Source organism: Pseudomonas sp. BIOMIG1BAC (genome assembly GCF_001705995.2).
GTDB classification, from domain to species: Bacteria; Pseudomonadota; Gammaproteobacteria; order Pseudomonadales; family Pseudomonadaceae; genus Aquipseudomonas; species Aquipseudomonas sessilinigenes.
Window position 1 is genome coordinate 6,855,247 of sequence record NZ_CP049045.1, and the last position, 13,537, is coordinate 6,868,783.

General features: G+C 67.7%; 16 protein-coding genes and 1 pseudogene. 7 read left to right on the forward strand and 10 right to left on the reverse strand.

The window, feature by feature from the left end; translation table 11 throughout:
• Positions 1 to 56 precede the first annotated feature (56 nt).
• Positions 57 to 1,466 carry an aminoacyl-tRNA deacylase and HDOD domain-containing protein gene (locus ATY02_RS31900; protein ID WP_031693225.1) on the forward strand — a complete coding sequence of 470 codons (1,410 nt, stop codon included), beginning with the start codon at positions 57 to 59 and terminating at the stop codon, positions 1,464 to 1,466.
• A gap of 71 nt (positions 1,467 to 1,537) precedes the next feature.
• Here the strand turns inward: ATY02_RS31900 and ATY02_RS31905 are convergent, their stop codons facing one another.
• The 9 genes from ATY02_RS31905 to glcD form a co-directional block, all read right to left on the reverse strand.
• Complete coding sequence (locus ATY02_RS31905; RefSeq protein WP_003096629.1) at positions 1,538 to 1,930, reverse strand: hypothetical protein; 393 nt, start codon at positions 1,928 to 1,930, stop codon at positions 1,538 to 1,540.
• A gap of 135 nt (positions 1,931 to 2,065) precedes the next feature.
• Positions 2,066 to 2,338, reverse strand: coding sequence for an HU family DNA-binding protein (locus ATY02_RS31910; RefSeq protein WP_003096630.1), 273 nt, complete (start codon positions 2,336 to 2,338; stop codon positions 2,066 to 2,068).
• A gap of 201 nt (positions 2,339 to 2,539) precedes the next feature.
• Complete coding sequence (alkT, locus tag ATY02_RS31915) at positions 2,540 to 3,694, reverse strand: rubredoxin-NAD(+) reductase AlkT (RefSeq protein ID WP_003114369.1); 1,155 nt, start codon at positions 3,692 to 3,694, stop codon at positions 2,540 to 2,542.
• 51 nt (positions 3,695 to 3,745) lie between these two features.
• Positions 3,746 to 3,913: a rubredoxin gene (locus ATY02_RS31920; RefSeq protein ID WP_003098329.1), complete on the reverse strand. Its 168-nt coding sequence runs from the start codon at positions 3,911 to 3,913 to the stop codon at positions 3,746 to 3,748.
• A 183-nt stretch (positions 3,914 to 4,096) separates the two neighbouring features.
• Positions 4,097 to 4,264 carry a rubredoxin gene (locus ATY02_RS31925; RefSeq protein ID WP_003098330.1) on the reverse strand — a complete coding sequence of 56 codons (168 nt, stop codon included), beginning with the start codon at positions 4,262 to 4,264 and terminating at the stop codon, positions 4,097 to 4,099.
• Between the two features lie 133 nt (positions 4,265 to 4,397).
• Positions 4,398 to 4,799 carry a heme-binding protein gene (locus ATY02_RS31930; RefSeq protein ID WP_003096637.1) on the reverse strand — a complete coding sequence of 134 codons (402 nt, stop codon included), beginning with the start codon at positions 4,797 to 4,799 and terminating at the stop codon, positions 4,398 to 4,400.
• 4 nt (positions 4,800 to 4,803) lie between these two features.
• A complete protein-coding gene (gene glcF, locus ATY02_RS31935) occupies positions 4,804 to 6,030 on the reverse strand; it encodes a glycolate oxidase subunit GlcF (protein ID WP_068579125.1) in 1,227 nt (408 codons plus the stop codon).
• Positions 6,031 to 6,039: 9 nt separating this feature from the next.
• Positions 6,040 to 7,119 (reverse strand): glycolate oxidase subunit GlcE, encoded by a 1,080-nt coding sequence (gene glcE, locus ATY02_RS31940; RefSeq protein WP_031693227.1) that lies wholly within the window; start codon positions 7,117 to 7,119, stop codon positions 6,040 to 6,042.
• Positions 7,119 to 8,618 carry a glycolate oxidase subunit GlcD gene (glcD, locus tag ATY02_RS31945; RefSeq protein ID WP_068579123.1) on the reverse strand — a complete coding sequence of 500 codons (1,500 nt, stop codon included), beginning with the start codon at positions 8,616 to 8,618 and terminating at the stop codon, positions 7,119 to 7,121. The genes glcE and glcD overlap by 1 nt, the downstream gene beginning before the upstream one ends.
• Positions 8,619 to 8,823: 205 nt before the next feature.
• Between glcD and glcC the strand changes: the two genes are divergently transcribed.
• From glcC to ubiA, 3 genes are all read left to right on the forward strand, one after another.
• Positions 8,824 to 9,579 carry a transcriptional regulator GlcC gene (glcC, locus tag ATY02_RS31950; RefSeq protein WP_003096643.1) on the forward strand — a complete coding sequence of 252 codons (756 nt, stop codon included), beginning with the start codon at positions 8,824 to 8,826 and terminating at the stop codon, positions 9,577 to 9,579.
• A 79-nt stretch (positions 9,580 to 9,658) separates the two neighbouring features.
• On the forward strand, positions 9,659 to 10,195 hold the full coding sequence (locus ATY02_RS31955; protein ID WP_031693228.1) for a chorismate lyase: 537 nt from the start codon (positions 9,659 to 9,661) through the stop codon (positions 10,193 to 10,195).
• 26 nt (positions 10,196 to 10,221) lie between these two features.
• On the forward strand, positions 10,222 to 11,112 hold the full coding sequence (gene ubiA / locus ATY02_RS31960) for a 4-hydroxybenzoate octaprenyltransferase (RefSeq protein WP_009314540.1): 891 nt from the start codon (positions 10,222 to 10,224) through the stop codon (positions 11,110 to 11,112).
• Between the two features lie 23 nt (positions 11,113 to 11,135).
• Here ubiA and ATY02_RS31965 read toward each other — a convergent pair whose 3' ends face one another.
• Complete coding sequence (locus ATY02_RS31965) at positions 11,136 to 11,519, reverse strand: hypothetical protein (RefSeq protein ID WP_003096652.1); 384 nt, start codon at positions 11,517 to 11,519, stop codon at positions 11,136 to 11,138.
• A 176-nt stretch (positions 11,520 to 11,695) separates the two neighbouring features.
• On the opposite strand from ATY02_RS31965, the gene phoB reads away from it, so the two are divergent.
• From phoB to ATY02_RS36770, 3 genes and pseudogenes are all read left to right on the forward strand, one after another.
• Positions 11,696 to 12,385, forward strand: a complete 690-nt coding sequence (gene phoB / locus ATY02_RS31970; protein WP_003096653.1) for a phosphate regulon transcriptional regulator PhoB — start codon at positions 11,696 to 11,698, stop codon at positions 12,383 to 12,385.
• 72 nt (positions 12,386 to 12,457) lie between these two features.
• Positions 12,458 to 13,291 (forward strand): annotated as a pseudogene (locus ATY02_RS31975) (phosphate regulon sensor protein PhoR); the annotation flags it as partial.
• 39 nt (positions 13,292 to 13,330) lie between these two features.
• Positions 13,331 to 13,519 (forward strand): hypothetical protein, encoded by a 189-nt coding sequence (locus ATY02_RS36770; protein WP_416220700.1) that lies wholly within the window; start codon positions 13,331 to 13,333, stop codon positions 13,517 to 13,519.
• Positions 13,520 to 13,537: the final 18 nt, after the last annotated feature.

Below are 13,537 nucleotides of genomic sequence, written 5' to 3' on the forward strand. Positions count from 1 at the left end.
AGTCTTGAAGCAGCTCTGGTTATACTGAGGGAAAATCCAGCTCGCATGGTCTCGTCATGACAGAAGCCGCCCTGGCCTCCGCCGATGCTCCGCACGCCCCCCAGGTCATCCTCCAGCTGCTCGCCAAGCTAGGCATCGCCTGCCGCGAGGTCAGCGACAGCGCGGAGCTGCCTGCCGCCCGCCGGGTCCAGGCGGTGCTGCTGGACGACGCCGTCGGCACCCTGCTGGTGCTGTTCCCGCAGAGCCAGTTGCTGGACCTCGCCCGGCTCACCGAGCTGACCGGCCGCAAGCTGCTGGCGATCGAGCCCGAGCGCCTGGAACGAATGCTCGGCAAGCACGAGCTGCACCGCCTGCCGGCGTTGCCGCCCCTGACCAGTTCGCCCTGCCTGTACGACGAGCGCCTGTTGCAGGAACCGCGCCTGCTGATCGAGTCAGGCCAGCCCGGCATCCTCCTGGAGATCGCCAGCAACGACTTCCGCGGCCTGCTGGGCAAAGCCAGCGCCGCGCGCTTCGGCGAACCGCTGGAAAACATCAACCTGAACCTTGACCGCCCGGACGACGACCGCGCGGAAATCAGCCAGGCCGTGCAGGCCTTCACCGCCCGGCGCATCCAGCAGCGCCTGGAGCAGACCATCGAGATTCCACCGCTGCCGCAGACGGCGCAGAAGATCATCAAGCTGCGGGTCGACCCCAACGCCAGCGTCGACGACATCACCGGCCTGGTGGAAACCGATCCGGCGCTCGCCGCCCAGGTGGTCAGTTGGGCGGCCTCGCCCTACTACGCCGCGCCGGGCAAGATCCGCTCGGTGGAAGACGCGATCGTCCGCGTCCTCGGTTTCGACCTGGTGATCAACCTGGCCCTCGGCCTCGCCCTGGGCAAGAGCCTGAGCCTGCCCAAGGACCAGCCGCAGCAGGCCACGCCCTACTGGCAGCAGGCGATCTACACCGCCGCGGTGATCGAGGGCCTGACCCGCGCCATGCCGCGCGAACTGCGCCCGGAGTCCGGCCTGAGCTACCTGGGCGGCCTGCTGCACAATTTCGGCTACCTGGTCCTGGCGCATGTCTTCCCGCCGCATTTCTCGCTGATCTGCCGGCACCTGGAGGTCAACCCGCACCTCGGCCATGCCTATATCGAACAGCACCTGCTGGGGATCACCCGCGAGCAGATCGGCGCCTGGCTGATGCGCGTCTGGGACATGCCTGACGACCTCTATTGCGCCCTGCGCTTCCAGCAGGACCCCAGCTACACCGGGCCGAACGCGGTCTACGCCAACCTGATCTGCCTGACCAACCGGTTGCTGCGCAACAGCGGCATCGGCGATGGCCCGCAGCAAGCGATTCCGGCGGCATTGTACGAGCGCCTGGGGATCAGCCCGGAGAAGGCCGGGGACGCCGTGAAAAAGGTGCTGGAAGCGGAAGCGGCCCTGCGCGAACTGGCGGCCCAGTTCAATCGCTTGCCGGGGTGACCGGGTAGTCCGCTGCGAAACGCACTACCGAAAGGCTGCGGCCGCAGCCCGGATGAGATCGAAAGCCGCCCTCAGGCGGCTTTCTTCTCCGGCGCCTTCTTCTTCGGCTTGAGGTACTTCACCAGACCCTGGAACCAGATCACCAGCGCCGGATTGCCCTGTATCTGGATGTCCTTGTTCTGGATGCCCTGCATGAAGGCCAACTGCGGGTTCTTCGAAGTCATCGCGGCGAAACCGTAGGCTCCGTCCTTGAACCCCAGGGAAAATGCCGGTTGCGGATGGGTACCGCGCTTGCTGCTGACGCGCAGGTCCCTGACCAGGTAGTGGCGCGCCACCTTGCCATCGAGGGTATGCAACTGGAACACCAGGTCCTTGCCCTCGAGCTGCTTCTGGAAAGCGGGATTGTCGCGGCTGGCCTTGGCCATCAGGCGACCAAGCATCCACAGGAGAAGACGAAATTTCATGCACGCGCCTCGATATCCGGGGAGATGAGCGGCGCATTGTAGCTGTTCGCGAGGAGGACTACAGCTGTCCTTTCGATGAGCGCGGAAGCGTCTTCGACGAAGCCCGGAGCCGCTCTGACTCCGGGCTCTCGGCGGTCAGTTGACCGCGTCGCGCAGGGCCTTGCCCGGCTTGAAGGCGACGGTGTTGCTGGCCTTGATCTTCACCGGCTGGCCGGTCTGCGGGTTCTTCCCCGTGCGGGCTCCGCGATGGCGTTGCAGGAAGGTGCCGAAACCGACCAGGGTCACGCTGTCCTTGCGGTTCAGCGCGCCGGTGATTTCATCCAACAGGGCGTTGAGAACGCGATTGGCCTGTTCCTTGGTGAGATCGGCCTTTTCGGCGATAGCGGCGGCTAGTTCTGGTTTACGCATAGTTGCCTCTTTGACGGTTTGTTGTTTTTGTGTCCGTGCTGTCTTCCCAGCAGCGCTCAAAGGCACCGCAGTCCACCGGAACCATAGGCTCTAGACTGCGGTAGACGCGATGGAGGATGGCATGCTCCCGAGGACTGCGCCAGTATCGTCCGACAATTTTGCCGCAAGTCTCGACGGCATAACGGCCGGAACCAATGGCATTCAAGCCATGAGGCCGGGTAACTCTTTGTTCAGGGCCAATTTTTCGTTCACCGCCGCTCCGGTCAGGGCGTAACCGATCACTCGACCAGCGGTATCCCGGCACAGGACCTTGAGGTCCGTTCCAGAGCCTTCCACTAGCCATTGGCCATCCATTCCACGCGGCGGCGGCGACACCACCAGCGGGCAGGCCGGGGTCTTCACCGTCACCGGCATGGGACCGTAGGCCACCTGGCTGGGGTTGCCGGCGAGGGTCTGCGCCAGCGCGCGCGCGCAAGCCATCAGCGGCATCACATAGAGCAGGTTGAGGCCGTCCACTTCGGCGCAGTCGCCCAGCGCGTAGATGTTGGCGTGGGAGGTGCGCAGCGAGCGGTCGACGACGATCCCGCGGTTGACCGCCAGCCCGGCGGCGAAGGCCAGTTCGGTGCGCGGACGCAGGCCGACAGCGGAGACCACCAGGTCGCAGGGAATCACCTCGCCATCCGAAAGATGCGCTTCCAGCCCCTCGCCGGCCTTCTTCAGGCTGGCCAGCACCGGCCCCAGGTGGAAGCGCACGCCGAGGCCTTCCAGGCCGGCCTGCACGGCCTTTGCCGCGGCCGGATGGAGCAGGCCCGGCATGACCTGCTCGCAAGGCGCCACCACGTCGAGCTGGTAGCCGCCGCTGGAGAGGTCGTTGGCGAATTCGCAACCGATCAGCCCCGCACCGAGCAGCAGTACCCGGCGCTTGCCGGCAGCCGCCTGGCGGAAGCGCGCGTAGTCTTCCAGGTCGTTGATCGGGTAGAGCGCGTCCTGGGCATCGCCCTCGACCGGCACCCGGATCGGCTCCGCGCCCCAGGCCAGGACCAGGTCGCGATAACGCACCTCTTCCTCGCCGATCCAGATCCGCTGATGGCCCGGATCGATACCGGTGACCCGGGTATGGGTCAGGATGCGCGCGTTCAGTTGCTCGGCCATGGCGCCCGGTTCGGCCATGGCCAGGCCGTCGGCGTCCTTGTTCTTCGAGAAGCCGGTGGAGAGCATCGGCTTGGAATAGGAACGGCCGTCGTCGGCGGTGATCATCAGCAGCGGCGTCTCGCCGTCCAGCTTGCGCCACTCGCGGGCCAGGTTGTAGCCCGCCAGGCCGGTTCCGATGATTACCAGGGGCGCACGCTCGCTCATTTCCGTTCCTCTGTGATTGCCGGCGCCGGGCGCCGCTTCTGTGGATTTCGCTCAGGCGATCTCGATCATCTCGAAATCGATCTTGCCGACACCGCAGTCCGGGCAGACCCAGTCCGCTGGGATGTCCTCCCAACGGGTTCCCGCCGGAATGCCTTCTTCGGGCAGGCCCAGGGCTTCGTCGTAGATGAAGCCGCAGACCACGCATTGCCACTTGCGCATAGCCACCCTCCTCGTTCGTCGAACCTAGCTCAGCGTCGGTGGCCGGCCAACGGCAAGGCTGCCGGGCGTTCCCGGCAGGACAGTCAATGACCGGACCCAAGCCCCAAGGATAACCCCTGGACGGCCGCTGGCCAAGCATGAAAAAAGGCGGCCAGGGCCGCCTTCTTCGCCGGCGAGCGGGGCTCAGCCGATTTCGATCATCTCGAAGTCCAGCTTGCCGACGCCGCAGTCGGGGCACAGCCAGTCTTCAGGCACGTCTTCCCAGCGCGTTCCCGCCTCGATGCCTTCTTCCGGCCAGCCTTTGGCCTCGTCATAGATCAGTCCACACACCACGCATTGCCACTTCTTCATTGTTTACCTCGGGCGGGTTACCACGGTTCAGCGCCGGCATCCTATAACAAATCCACCCTGTCCGCCAACCTGCCCGAAAGGCAAGGTGGTGCCGAACGGGCCAACCAAAGATGGGTGGTGCCCACCGGTCGCCTCACAGCCCCTCGGCTCCGATCCGCGCCACCTGGGCGTCCTCTTCGGCGCGTACGCCGGAAACCCCGACCGCGCCGACCACCTGTCCGTCCACCAGGATCGGCACGCCGCCCTCCAGGGTGGCCTGCAGCAGCGGCACCGAGAGGAAGGCACTGCGTCCGCCGTTGATCATATCCTCGTAGCGCTTCGTTTCCCGGCGCCCGAGAGCGGCGCTGCGGGCCTTTTCCGTCGCGATGTAGGCACCGATCGGCGCGCAGCCGTCGAGGCGCTCCAGCGCCAGCGGGTGGCCGCCGTCGTCGACCACCGCGATGCTCACCGCCCAGCCTTGGCGCTGTGCCTCCTCGCGGGCCGCGCCAAGGACGCGGGCGACCTCCTCGCGGCCGAGTACCGGCTTGCTGTGCATGGTTTCACTCTCCTCCGGGCAAGGCCTGGTCGAGCAGCTCGATCCAGTGGCGTACCGGGGTCCGTCCGGCCCCGTCGAGATGGGCCTGGCAACCGACGTTGGCCGTGGCGATGACATCCGGCGCGCCGCTTTCCAGGGCGTCCAGGCGGTTGTCGCGCAGACGCCGGGACAGCGCCGGCTGGGTCAGCGAGTAGGTGCCGGCGGACCCGCAGCAGAGATGACCGTCGGCCACCTCGGTGAGATGGAAGCCCAGTCGCCGCAGCACCGCCTCCACGGCCCCGCCCAGTCGTTGCGCGTGCTGCAGTGTGCATGGGCAGTGGAACGCCAGGCGCTGGTCGCAGCGCAGGCCGAGGGACTCCAGCGGCTCGTCGCGAAGCACTTCCACCAGGTCGCGGGCAGCGGCGGCGACCTCGCGCGCCTTGTCCGCGTACCGTGGGTCGTCGCGCAGCAGGTAGGCGTAGTCCTTGACGAAGGCGTCGCAGCCGCTGGCGGTCTGCACGATGGCCTCGGCACCCTCGCGCAGCAACGGCCACCAGGCGTCGATATTGCACCGCGCGCGCTGGCGGCCGCGCTCCTGCGCATCCAGGTGGAAATCCAGCGCGCCGCAGCAGCCGGCCGCGGCCGCCGGCGTCACGCTGATTCCCAGGCGGTCCAGAACCCGCGCGGCGGCGGCGTTGGTGTTCGGCGACAGCGCCGGCTGCACGCAACCTTCGAGCAGCAGCACGCGCCGCGCATGCCGGGGCTGCGGCCGCCTGCCCGGCGCCGCGACCCGACGTGGCAGCTTGCCCTGCATCGCCTCAGGCAGCAGAGGCCTCAGCCGCCCGGCAGCGCCGGCCAGCGCGCCGAACAACCCCGGACGCGGGGCCAGCAGGCGCAGCCCGTCGCGCAGCAGGCGTTGCCGGAAGCCGCGCGGCAGGCGTTCGGCGAGGAGGTCGCGGCCGATATCCAGCAGCTTGTGGTACTCGACTCCGGACGGGCAGGTGGTTTCGCAGTTGCGGCAGCTCAGGCAGCGATCGAGGTGCAGGCGGGTGCGCTCGCTGGCCTCGTCGCGCTCGAGGAACTGCTTGATCAGGTAGATCCGTCCGCGCGGGCCGTCGAGTTCGTCGCCCAGCTCCTGGTAGGTCGGGCAGGTGGCGTTGCAGAAACCGCAGTGCACGCAGCTGCGCAGGATGCGCTCGGCTTCGGCAGCCTCGGCGCGTTGCCGGGCGGAATCGCAGAGGTTGGTTTGCATCGCGCCTCCTCAGAGTTCGGCGTACATCCGCCCGGGATTGAAGATGCCCTGCGGGTCGAGCTGGCGTTTGAGTGCCCGGTGCAGGCCGAGCAGTCCAGGCGGTAGCGGCTGGAACGGCGCATCGAGATGGCCGGCGCGGTAGCAGGTGGCGTGGCCGCCATGGGCGGCGGTCCACGCGCGGATGTCCGCGGCCGGCGCGTCGCTCTTCAGCCAGCGCAGCGCCCCGCCCCAGTCCAGCAACTGACGACCGGGCAACGGCGTCTCCGGCGCCAGCGCCGGCAGCGATAGGCGCCAGAGCGGTCGCGGGTCGTCGAAGAACGGCAGGCGCTGCTCGCTCAGGTCGGCCCAGAAGCCGTCATCGAGCGCTTCGCCACCGAGGCGGTCGCGTGCCGAGCGTACCGAGCCCTCGCCGCCCTCCAGGCGCAGGCGCAGGGCTTCGCCGTCGTGGCAGGCCGCACTGATCGGCAATGGCTGGCCTCCCCACTCGGCCAGTTTGCGCAACGCCATCGCCACCGGCAGGTCCAGGCTCAGGCCGGCCTGGCAGCGCGGCATGGGCAGCACCTTGAAGGACACTTCGGTGACCACCCCGAGGCAACCGAAGCTGCCCGCCAGCAACCGCGACAGGTCGTAGCCGGCGACGTTCTTCATCACCTCGCCGCCGAAGCGCAGGTGGGTGCCCAGGCCACTGATCAGCCGCGTGCCGAGGACGAAATCGCGCACCGCTCCCGCCCAGGGCCGGCGCGGTCCGGACAGGCCGCTGGCGAGCACCCCGCCGACCGTCGCCCGGCCGCCGAAACCCGGCGCCTCGCAGGCAAGCATCTGCCCGCCGCGCGCCAGCACGGCCTGTAGCTCGTCCAGCGGCGTACCGGCACGGGCGGTGATCACCAGTTCGCAGGGATCGTAGGCGACGATCCCGCGGTGTTCGGCGAGCGCCAGCGGTTCGCCCGCGACCGGCCTGCCGAGGAACGCCTTGCTATCGCCGCCGACGATGCGCAGCGGCGCGCGCCGCGCCAGGGCGTCGCGGACCCGCTCGAGCAGCGCGTCGGCATGGTCGGCGCCAGCGTCCGGATCGAAATACGGCTGGCTCATCAGAAACGCTCCAGTTCGGGGAACGGCAGTCGACCGTGGTGGACGTGCATGGCGCCGAACTCGGCGCAGCGATGCAGGGTGGGCACGTTCTTGCCGGGATTGAGCAGCCCGGCCGGGTCGAACGCCGCCTTCACGGCGTGGAACAGGGTCAGCTCGTCGGCATTGAACTGAGCGCACATCTGGTTGATCTTCTCGCGGCCGACGCCATGTTCGCCGGTGATGCTGCCGCCTACCGCCACGCACAACTCGAGGATCCTGCCGCCCAGCGCTTCGGCGCGCTCCAGCTCGCCCGGCAGGTTGGCGTCGAAGAGGATCAGCGGGTGCATGTTGCCGTCGCCGGCGTGGAATACGTTGGCCACCCGCAGGCCGTATTCGCGCGAAAGCTCGGCGATGCCATGCAGCACCCGCGGCAGCTCGCGGCGCGGGATGCTGCCGTCCATGCAGTAGTAATCGGGGGAAATCCGCCCGACCGCCGGAAACGCATTCTTGCGCCCGGCCCAGAAGCGCTGGCGCTCGGCCTCGTCTTGGGCCTGTCGCACCGAGGTAGCGCCGGCCGCCTCGAACAGCTCGCGAACCCGCTCGCAATCCTCGTGCACGTCGGCTTCCACGCCGTCCAGTTCGCAGAGCAGGATCGCCGCCGCGTCGACCGGGTAACCGGCGTGGATGAAATCCTCGGCGGCGCGGATCGACAGGTTGTCCATCATTTCCAGCCCGGCCGGGACGATGCCGGCACCGATCAGGTCGGCCACCGCCCGCCCGGCGCTTTCCACATCGTCGAAGCTGGCCAGCAGGACCTTCGCCACCGGCGGGCGCGGCAACAGCCTGACGGTGACCTCCACCACCACGCCGAGCAGCCCTTCGGAGCCGGTGAACAGCGCCAGCAGGTCGAAGCCGGCGCTGTCCAGGGCGCCGGACCCCAGGCTCAGGCGCTCGCCTTCCAGGGTCACGATGTCCACCTGCAACAGGTTGTGCACGGTCAGGCCGTACTTCAGGCAATGCACGCCGCCGGCGTTCTCCGCGACATTGCCGCCGATGGAGCAGGCGATCTGCGAGGACGGGTCCGGTGCGTAGTACAGACCATGAGGGGCAGCGGCCTGGGAGATCGCCAGGTTGCGCACGCCAGGCTGGACCCGGGCGAAACGACCCAGCGGATCGATCTCGAGGATCCGCCGGAAACGCGCCATCACCAGCAGCACGCCGTTCTCCAGCGGCAGCGCGCCGCCGGACAGGCCGGTGCCGGCACCGCGCGCCACGACCGGTACCTTCAGCCGATGGCAGAGCGCGAGCAGGCCCTGAACCTGTTCGATGCGTTCCGGCAATGCCACCAGCAACGGCGTACAGCGATACGCCGAGAGTCCGTCGCACTCGTAGGGACGCAGGTCTTCCGCCGCGTGCAGCAGTTCGAGGTCGGGCAGGCGGAGGCGCAACTCGGCCAGCAGGCCATCCTTGTCCACCTGCGGCAGCGGACCGTCCAGACGCTCGTCGTAGAGGATGTTCATGGCGGCTGTCCTTGTTGTGGTTGTCGGCGGGATCAGCAAGCGTCCACAGCCTGTACCGCGCGGACGGCCGGGGTCCAGCAGGCGTCGAACTGGTCCTACCAGTATCGCCAGGCCCCATGAACATGAGGCGCATGCTAGAAAGCCCGTGAGCTTCTATAGTGAATAACGACAGCCAACTGGTCCTACCAGTGCAACGGGAGCTTCCATGCAGAAACAGCGGGTGGCCGACCAGGTCGCCGAGCGTATCGAGCGGCTGATCGTCGACGGCGTGCTCAAGGTCGGCCAGGCACTGCCGTCCGAGCGGCGCCTGGTGGCCAAGCTCGGCTGCTCGCGCTCGGCCCTGCGCGAGGGCCTGCGGGCGCTGCGCGGGCGCGGCATCATCGATACCGAGCATGGCCGTGGGTCGTTCGTCGCCGATCTCGACCGCAACGCCGACGCCAGCCCGCTGATGCACCTGTTCGGCTCCCAGCCGCGCACCCTCTACGACCTGCTCGAAGTCCGCGCCCTGCTGGAGGGCGAGGCGGCCCGCCTGGCAGCGCTACGCGGCACCGAGGCAGACTTCGTCCTGCTCGCCCGGCGCTACGAAGAGATGCTCGCCAGCCACGAGGAAACCCAGCCGATCGATCCCCGCGAGCACGCCCGCCGCGACCACGCGTTCCACCGGGCGATCAGCGAGGCATCGCACAATCCGGTGCTGGTGCATACCCTGCAATCGCTCAACGAACTGCTGCTGAGCACGGTGTTCGCCTCGGTGAACAACCTCTATCACCGGCCGCCACAGAAACGCCAGATCGACCGCCAGCACGCGCGCCTCTACGCGGCCCTCCGCGAGCGCCAGCCGGACCAGGCGCAACGGGCGGCGCGCGAACATATCCACAGCATCCGCGACAACCTGCGGGAGATCGAGCAGGAAGAACAGCGCCTGGTCCGCGCCACCCTGCGCCTGAACGGCTGGGGGTGACGCGCCACCGCGTCGCAGACCGGCCGCCGACCGAACGTGCTACCCTCGCCGCCTTCTGCCGCCGTCTCGTAGTCCCGTCATGCCCAGCAATGCGCTCTGGCTTCGCGCCGACCAACTGTCCAGCGTCTCCCCCGCCGTCCTCGACTGGCTGTTCGACGAAGGGTCGCTGACCCGGCGCCTGACCGCCCTCGCCGACGGCGCGTTCCGCGTCGAACCCCTGCTGGAAGGCTGGCAGACCCTGCGCGACGACGAATGCCAGGGGCTCGACGTCCCTCCCGGCAGTAGCGGCTGGGTCCGCGAGGTCTACCTGCATGGCCACGACCGTCCCTGGGTGTTCGCCCGCAGCGTGGCGGCTCGCAGCGCCCTGGAAGGCTCGGGCTTCGACCTGGCGCTGCTCGGCACCCGCTCGCTGGGCGAGTTGCTGTTCAGCGACAGCGCCTTCGAGCGCGGGCCCATCGAAGTCTGCCGCTATCCGGCGGCCGGTCTGCCCGCCGAGGTCCGCGCCGAGGGTCTCTGGGGCCGTCGCTCACGGTTTTCCCGCGGCGCGCTCGGGGTGCTGGTGGCGGAGGTATTCCTACCGAGCCTGTGGGGCCAGGCGGGAATCGCCGACGTATAATCCCCCGGTCGACTCCGGAGGTCCCCATGTTCGTCACCCTGATCAAGCCGCTGGCCCGCCTGCACCCCCGCGCCTGGGACTTCGTCCAACTGGTGCGGCTGGACCGGCCGATCGGCATCTACCTGCTGCTCTGGCCGACCCTCTGGTCGCTGTGGATCGCCGCGGACGGCGTGCCGGAGCTGAAGAACCTGCTGATCTTCGTCCTCGGCGTCATCCTGATGCGCGCCGCCGGCTGCGTGATCAACGACTTCGCCGACCGCAATTTCGACGGCCACGTCGCACGCACCAAGGCGCGCCCGCTGGCCACCGGCAAGATCAGCGTGCGCGAGGCCTGGATCACCTTCGCCGTCCTGGTCGCGCTGAGCTTCGGCCTGGTCCTGCTGACCAACGCAACGACCGTCTGGCTATCGTTCGGCGCGGTAGCCGTGGCCTCGCTCTACCCCTTCATGAAGCGCTACACCTACTATCCGCAGGTGGTGCTGGGCGCCGCCTATTCCTGGGGCATCCTGATGGCCTTCACCGCCGAGCGCGGTGAACTGCCGGCCAGCGCCTGGCTGCTGTTCCTGGCCAACGTGCTGTGGACGGTCGCCTACGACTCCTACTACGCGATGACCGACCGCGAGGACGACCTGAAGATCGGCATCAAGTCCACCGCGATCCTCTTCGGCGATGCCGACCGCCTGATCATCGGCAGCCTGCAGGGCCTGACCCTGCTCCTGCTGGCGCTGGCCGGCAGCCGCTTCGAACTGGGCCTGTGCTTCTACCTCGGCCTGGCGGTGGCGGCGGCCTGCTTCGTCTGGGAAGCCTGGTCGACCCGCGACCGCGACCCGCAGGCCTGCTTCCGCGCCTTCCTGCACAACCACTGGGCTGGCCTGGCGATCTTCCTCGGCACGGTCGCCGACTACGCGCTGCGTTGAGCGGCGCGCAGGCCGGCGACCGTCTAGTCCATGTCCGGCTGGGCGACGTGCCAGGCGCCCATCTTGCCGTCACCGTTCTTGTCGCCAGGCTTCTTGTCCTGGATGAAGGTATAAAGGGGCTTGCCGTAGTAGGCCCACTGCTGGGTGCCGTCCTCGCGAGCGACCAGGCTCCAGTCGCCGCTGGCCTGCGCTCCCTGGGCCGCTGCCAGCGGCGGCCAGTTCTTCGCGCACTGCCCGGAACAGGCGGATTGCCCTTCGCTGTCCTTGTCGTAGGTATAGAGCGTCATGCCCTTGCCATCGACCAGCACGCCGTCCTTCTCGGTGGCCGGCGCCACCGTTTCCTGGGCCAGCGCGGCGAACGCCGGCAGGGCCAGCGCCAGACCCAGCGCCAGGTGGATTCTGTTCATCGCGTCTCTCTCCTGTGTCTTCAGGTGGAGCGTTCGCCGCCCGCAGGGACGGCACCGGAACCTGTTGAGCATAGCCCCGCCGCGGGCAGTCGGCGGAAACTACGCCGTTGTGTCACATACCTGACACAATTTCGTTATCTAATGCGGCGCAAGACAGATCGACCCGAGGCAAGACCATGGTTGGCAAGACAATCCTCATCGTTGATGACGAAGCACCGATTCGCGAGATGATCGCCGTGGCCCTGGAGATGGCCGGCTACGAGTGCCTGGAGGCGGAAAATACCCAGCAGGCGCACGCGGTGATCGTCGACCGCAAGCCGGACCTGATCCTGCTCGACTGGATGCTCCCCGGCACTTCCGGCATCGAACTGGCGCGACGCCTGAAGCGTGACGAACTGACCGTCGACATCCCGATCATCATGCTCACCGCCAAGGGCGAGGAGGACAACAAGATCCAGGGCCTGGAGGTCGGTGCCGACGACTACATCACCAAGCCGTTCTCGCCCCGCGAGCTGGTCGCCCGCCTGAAGGCCGTGCTGCGCCGCACCGGGCCTGGCGACAGCGAGGCGCCGATCGAGGTCGGCGGCCTGCTGCTGGACCCGATCAGCCACCGCGTGACCATCGACGGCAAGCCGGCCGAGATGGGCCCCACCGAGTACCGCCTGCTGCAGTTCTTCATGACTCACCAGGAACGCGCCTATACCCGCGGCCAACTGCTCGACCAGGTCTGGGGCGGCAACGTCTATGTCGAGGAGCGCACCGTCGACGTGCATATCCGCCGCCTGCGCAAGGCGCTCGGCGAGGTCTACGAAAATCTGGTTCAGACTGTCCGCGGGACCGGCTATCGTTTCTCCACCAAGAGCTGACCCCGCGCCCGGCCGCCCGGCGGCCGGAGTCGTTTCCCCTGGACGGTCCGTGACGGACCGCCACTGGACAGGATGCAATCCGTCGTGAACCAAGACTGGCGTGGAGCGCTGATCCGCCACCTGCTTCTCGTGCTGGCCGCCAGCCTCGTGCTCGGCGTGGTCAGCGGCCATTACGGCTGGGCCCTGGCCCTCGGCCTGGCTCTCTACCTCGGCTGGACCCTCTGGCAGCTACTGCGCCTGCACCAGTGGCTGCGCAACCACCAGCCAGACGAGCCACCGCCGGACAGCTACGGCCTCTGGGGCGAAGTCTTCGACAATATCTACCACCTGCAACGCCGCAACCAGCGCGCCCGTGGCCGCCTGCAGGCGGTGATCGACCGGATCCAGGAGTCCACCGCGGCCCTGCGTGACGCGGTGATCATGCTCGACAGCGACGGCAACCTGGAATGGTGGAATCTCGTCGCGGAAAACCTGCTCGGCCTGAAGACCCCGCAGGACGGCGGCCAGCCGGTGAGCAACCTGATCCGCCATCCGCGCTTCAAGGAATACTTCGACCAGGAGGATTACCGCGAGCCGCTGGAAATCCCCTCGCCGATCAACGAGCGCCTGCGCCTGCAATTCCACATCACCCTCTACGGCAACCGCGAGCACCTGATGCTGGTCCGCGACGTCACCCGCGTCCACCAGCTGGAGCAGATGCGCAAGGACTTCGTGGCCAACGTCTCCCACGAGCTGCGCACGCCGCTGACGGTGATCGCCGGCTACCTGGAGACCCTCCTCGACAACGTCGAGGATGTGAACCCGCGCTGGCTGCGCGCCCTGCAGCAGATGCAGCAGCAGGCCGGACGCATGCAGAACCTGCTCAACGACCTGCTCCTGCTGGCCAAGCTGGATGCGTCGGAATGGAAAGACAAAGTCCGTACCCGAATTCGCCGATCGGATGGCGTGATCGCCTTGATTAGCAAGAACTCCTTGGCGTCAAGCGGGCAGAAATGGGAGATTGCATGCGCACGTGAGGAGGGGAAAAAGGTGCTGGGCATCTGGGCCTATTCCGATGACAGGACAAAAATTGAAGGCGTAAACACTGTCGTATGGACATGGGATGCCATAAAGAACTTTATCAACGGTCTCTGACATACGCGGAGTGACGTT

Coding starts and splice junctions, on each gene's coding strand:
- ATY02_RS31900 (WP_031693225.1), top strand. CDS start 57: ATGACAGAAGCCGCCCTGGCCTCCGCCGATGCTCCGCACGCCCCCCAG.
- ATY02_RS31905 (WP_003096629.1), bottom strand. CDS start 1,930: ATGAAATTTCGTCTTCTCCTGTGGATGCTTGGTCGCCTGATGGCCAAG.
- ATY02_RS31910 (WP_003096630.1), bottom strand. CDS start 2,338: ATGCGTAAACCAGAACTAGCCGCCGCTATCGCCGAAAAGGCCGATCTC.
- alkT (WP_003114369.1), bottom strand. CDS start 3,694: ATGAGCGAGCGTGCGCCCCTGGTAATCATCGGAACCGGCCTGGCGGGC.
- ATY02_RS31920 (WP_003098329.1), bottom strand. CDS start 3,913: ATGCGCAAGTGGCAATGCGTGGTCTGCGGCTTCATCTACGACGAAGCC.
- ATY02_RS31925 (WP_003098330.1), bottom strand. CDS start 4,264: ATGAAGAAGTGGCAATGCGTGGTGTGTGGACTGATCTATGACGAGGCC.
- ATY02_RS31930 (WP_003096637.1), bottom strand. CDS start 4,799: ATGCACAGCAAGCCGGTACTCGGCCGCGAGGAGGTCGCCCGCGTCCTT.
- glcF (WP_068579125.1), bottom strand. CDS start 6,030: ATGCAAACCAACCTCTGCGATTCCGCCCGGCAACGCGCCGAGGCTGCC.
- glcE (WP_031693227.1), bottom strand. CDS start 7,119: ATGAGCCAGCCGTATTTCGATCCGGACGCTGGCGCCGACCATGCCGAC.
- glcD (WP_068579123.1), bottom strand. CDS start 8,618: ATGAACATCCTCTACGACGAGCGTCTGGACGGTCCGCTGCCGCAGGTG.
- glcC (WP_003096643.1), top strand. CDS start 8,824: ATGCAGAAACAGCGGGTGGCCGACCAGGTCGCCGAGCGTATCGAGCGG.
- ATY02_RS31955 (WP_031693228.1), top strand. CDS start 9,659: ATGCCCAGCAATGCGCTCTGGCTTCGCGCCGACCAACTGTCCAGCGTC.
- ubiA (WP_009314540.1), top strand. CDS start 10,222: ATGTTCGTCACCCTGATCAAGCCGCTGGCCCGCCTGCACCCCCGCGCC.
- ATY02_RS31965 (WP_003096652.1), bottom strand. CDS start 11,519: ATGAACAGAATCCACCTGGCGCTGGGTCTGGCGCTGGCCCTGCCGGCG.
- phoB (WP_003096653.1), top strand. CDS start 11,696: ATGGTTGGCAAGACAATCCTCATCGTTGATGACGAAGCACCGATTCGC.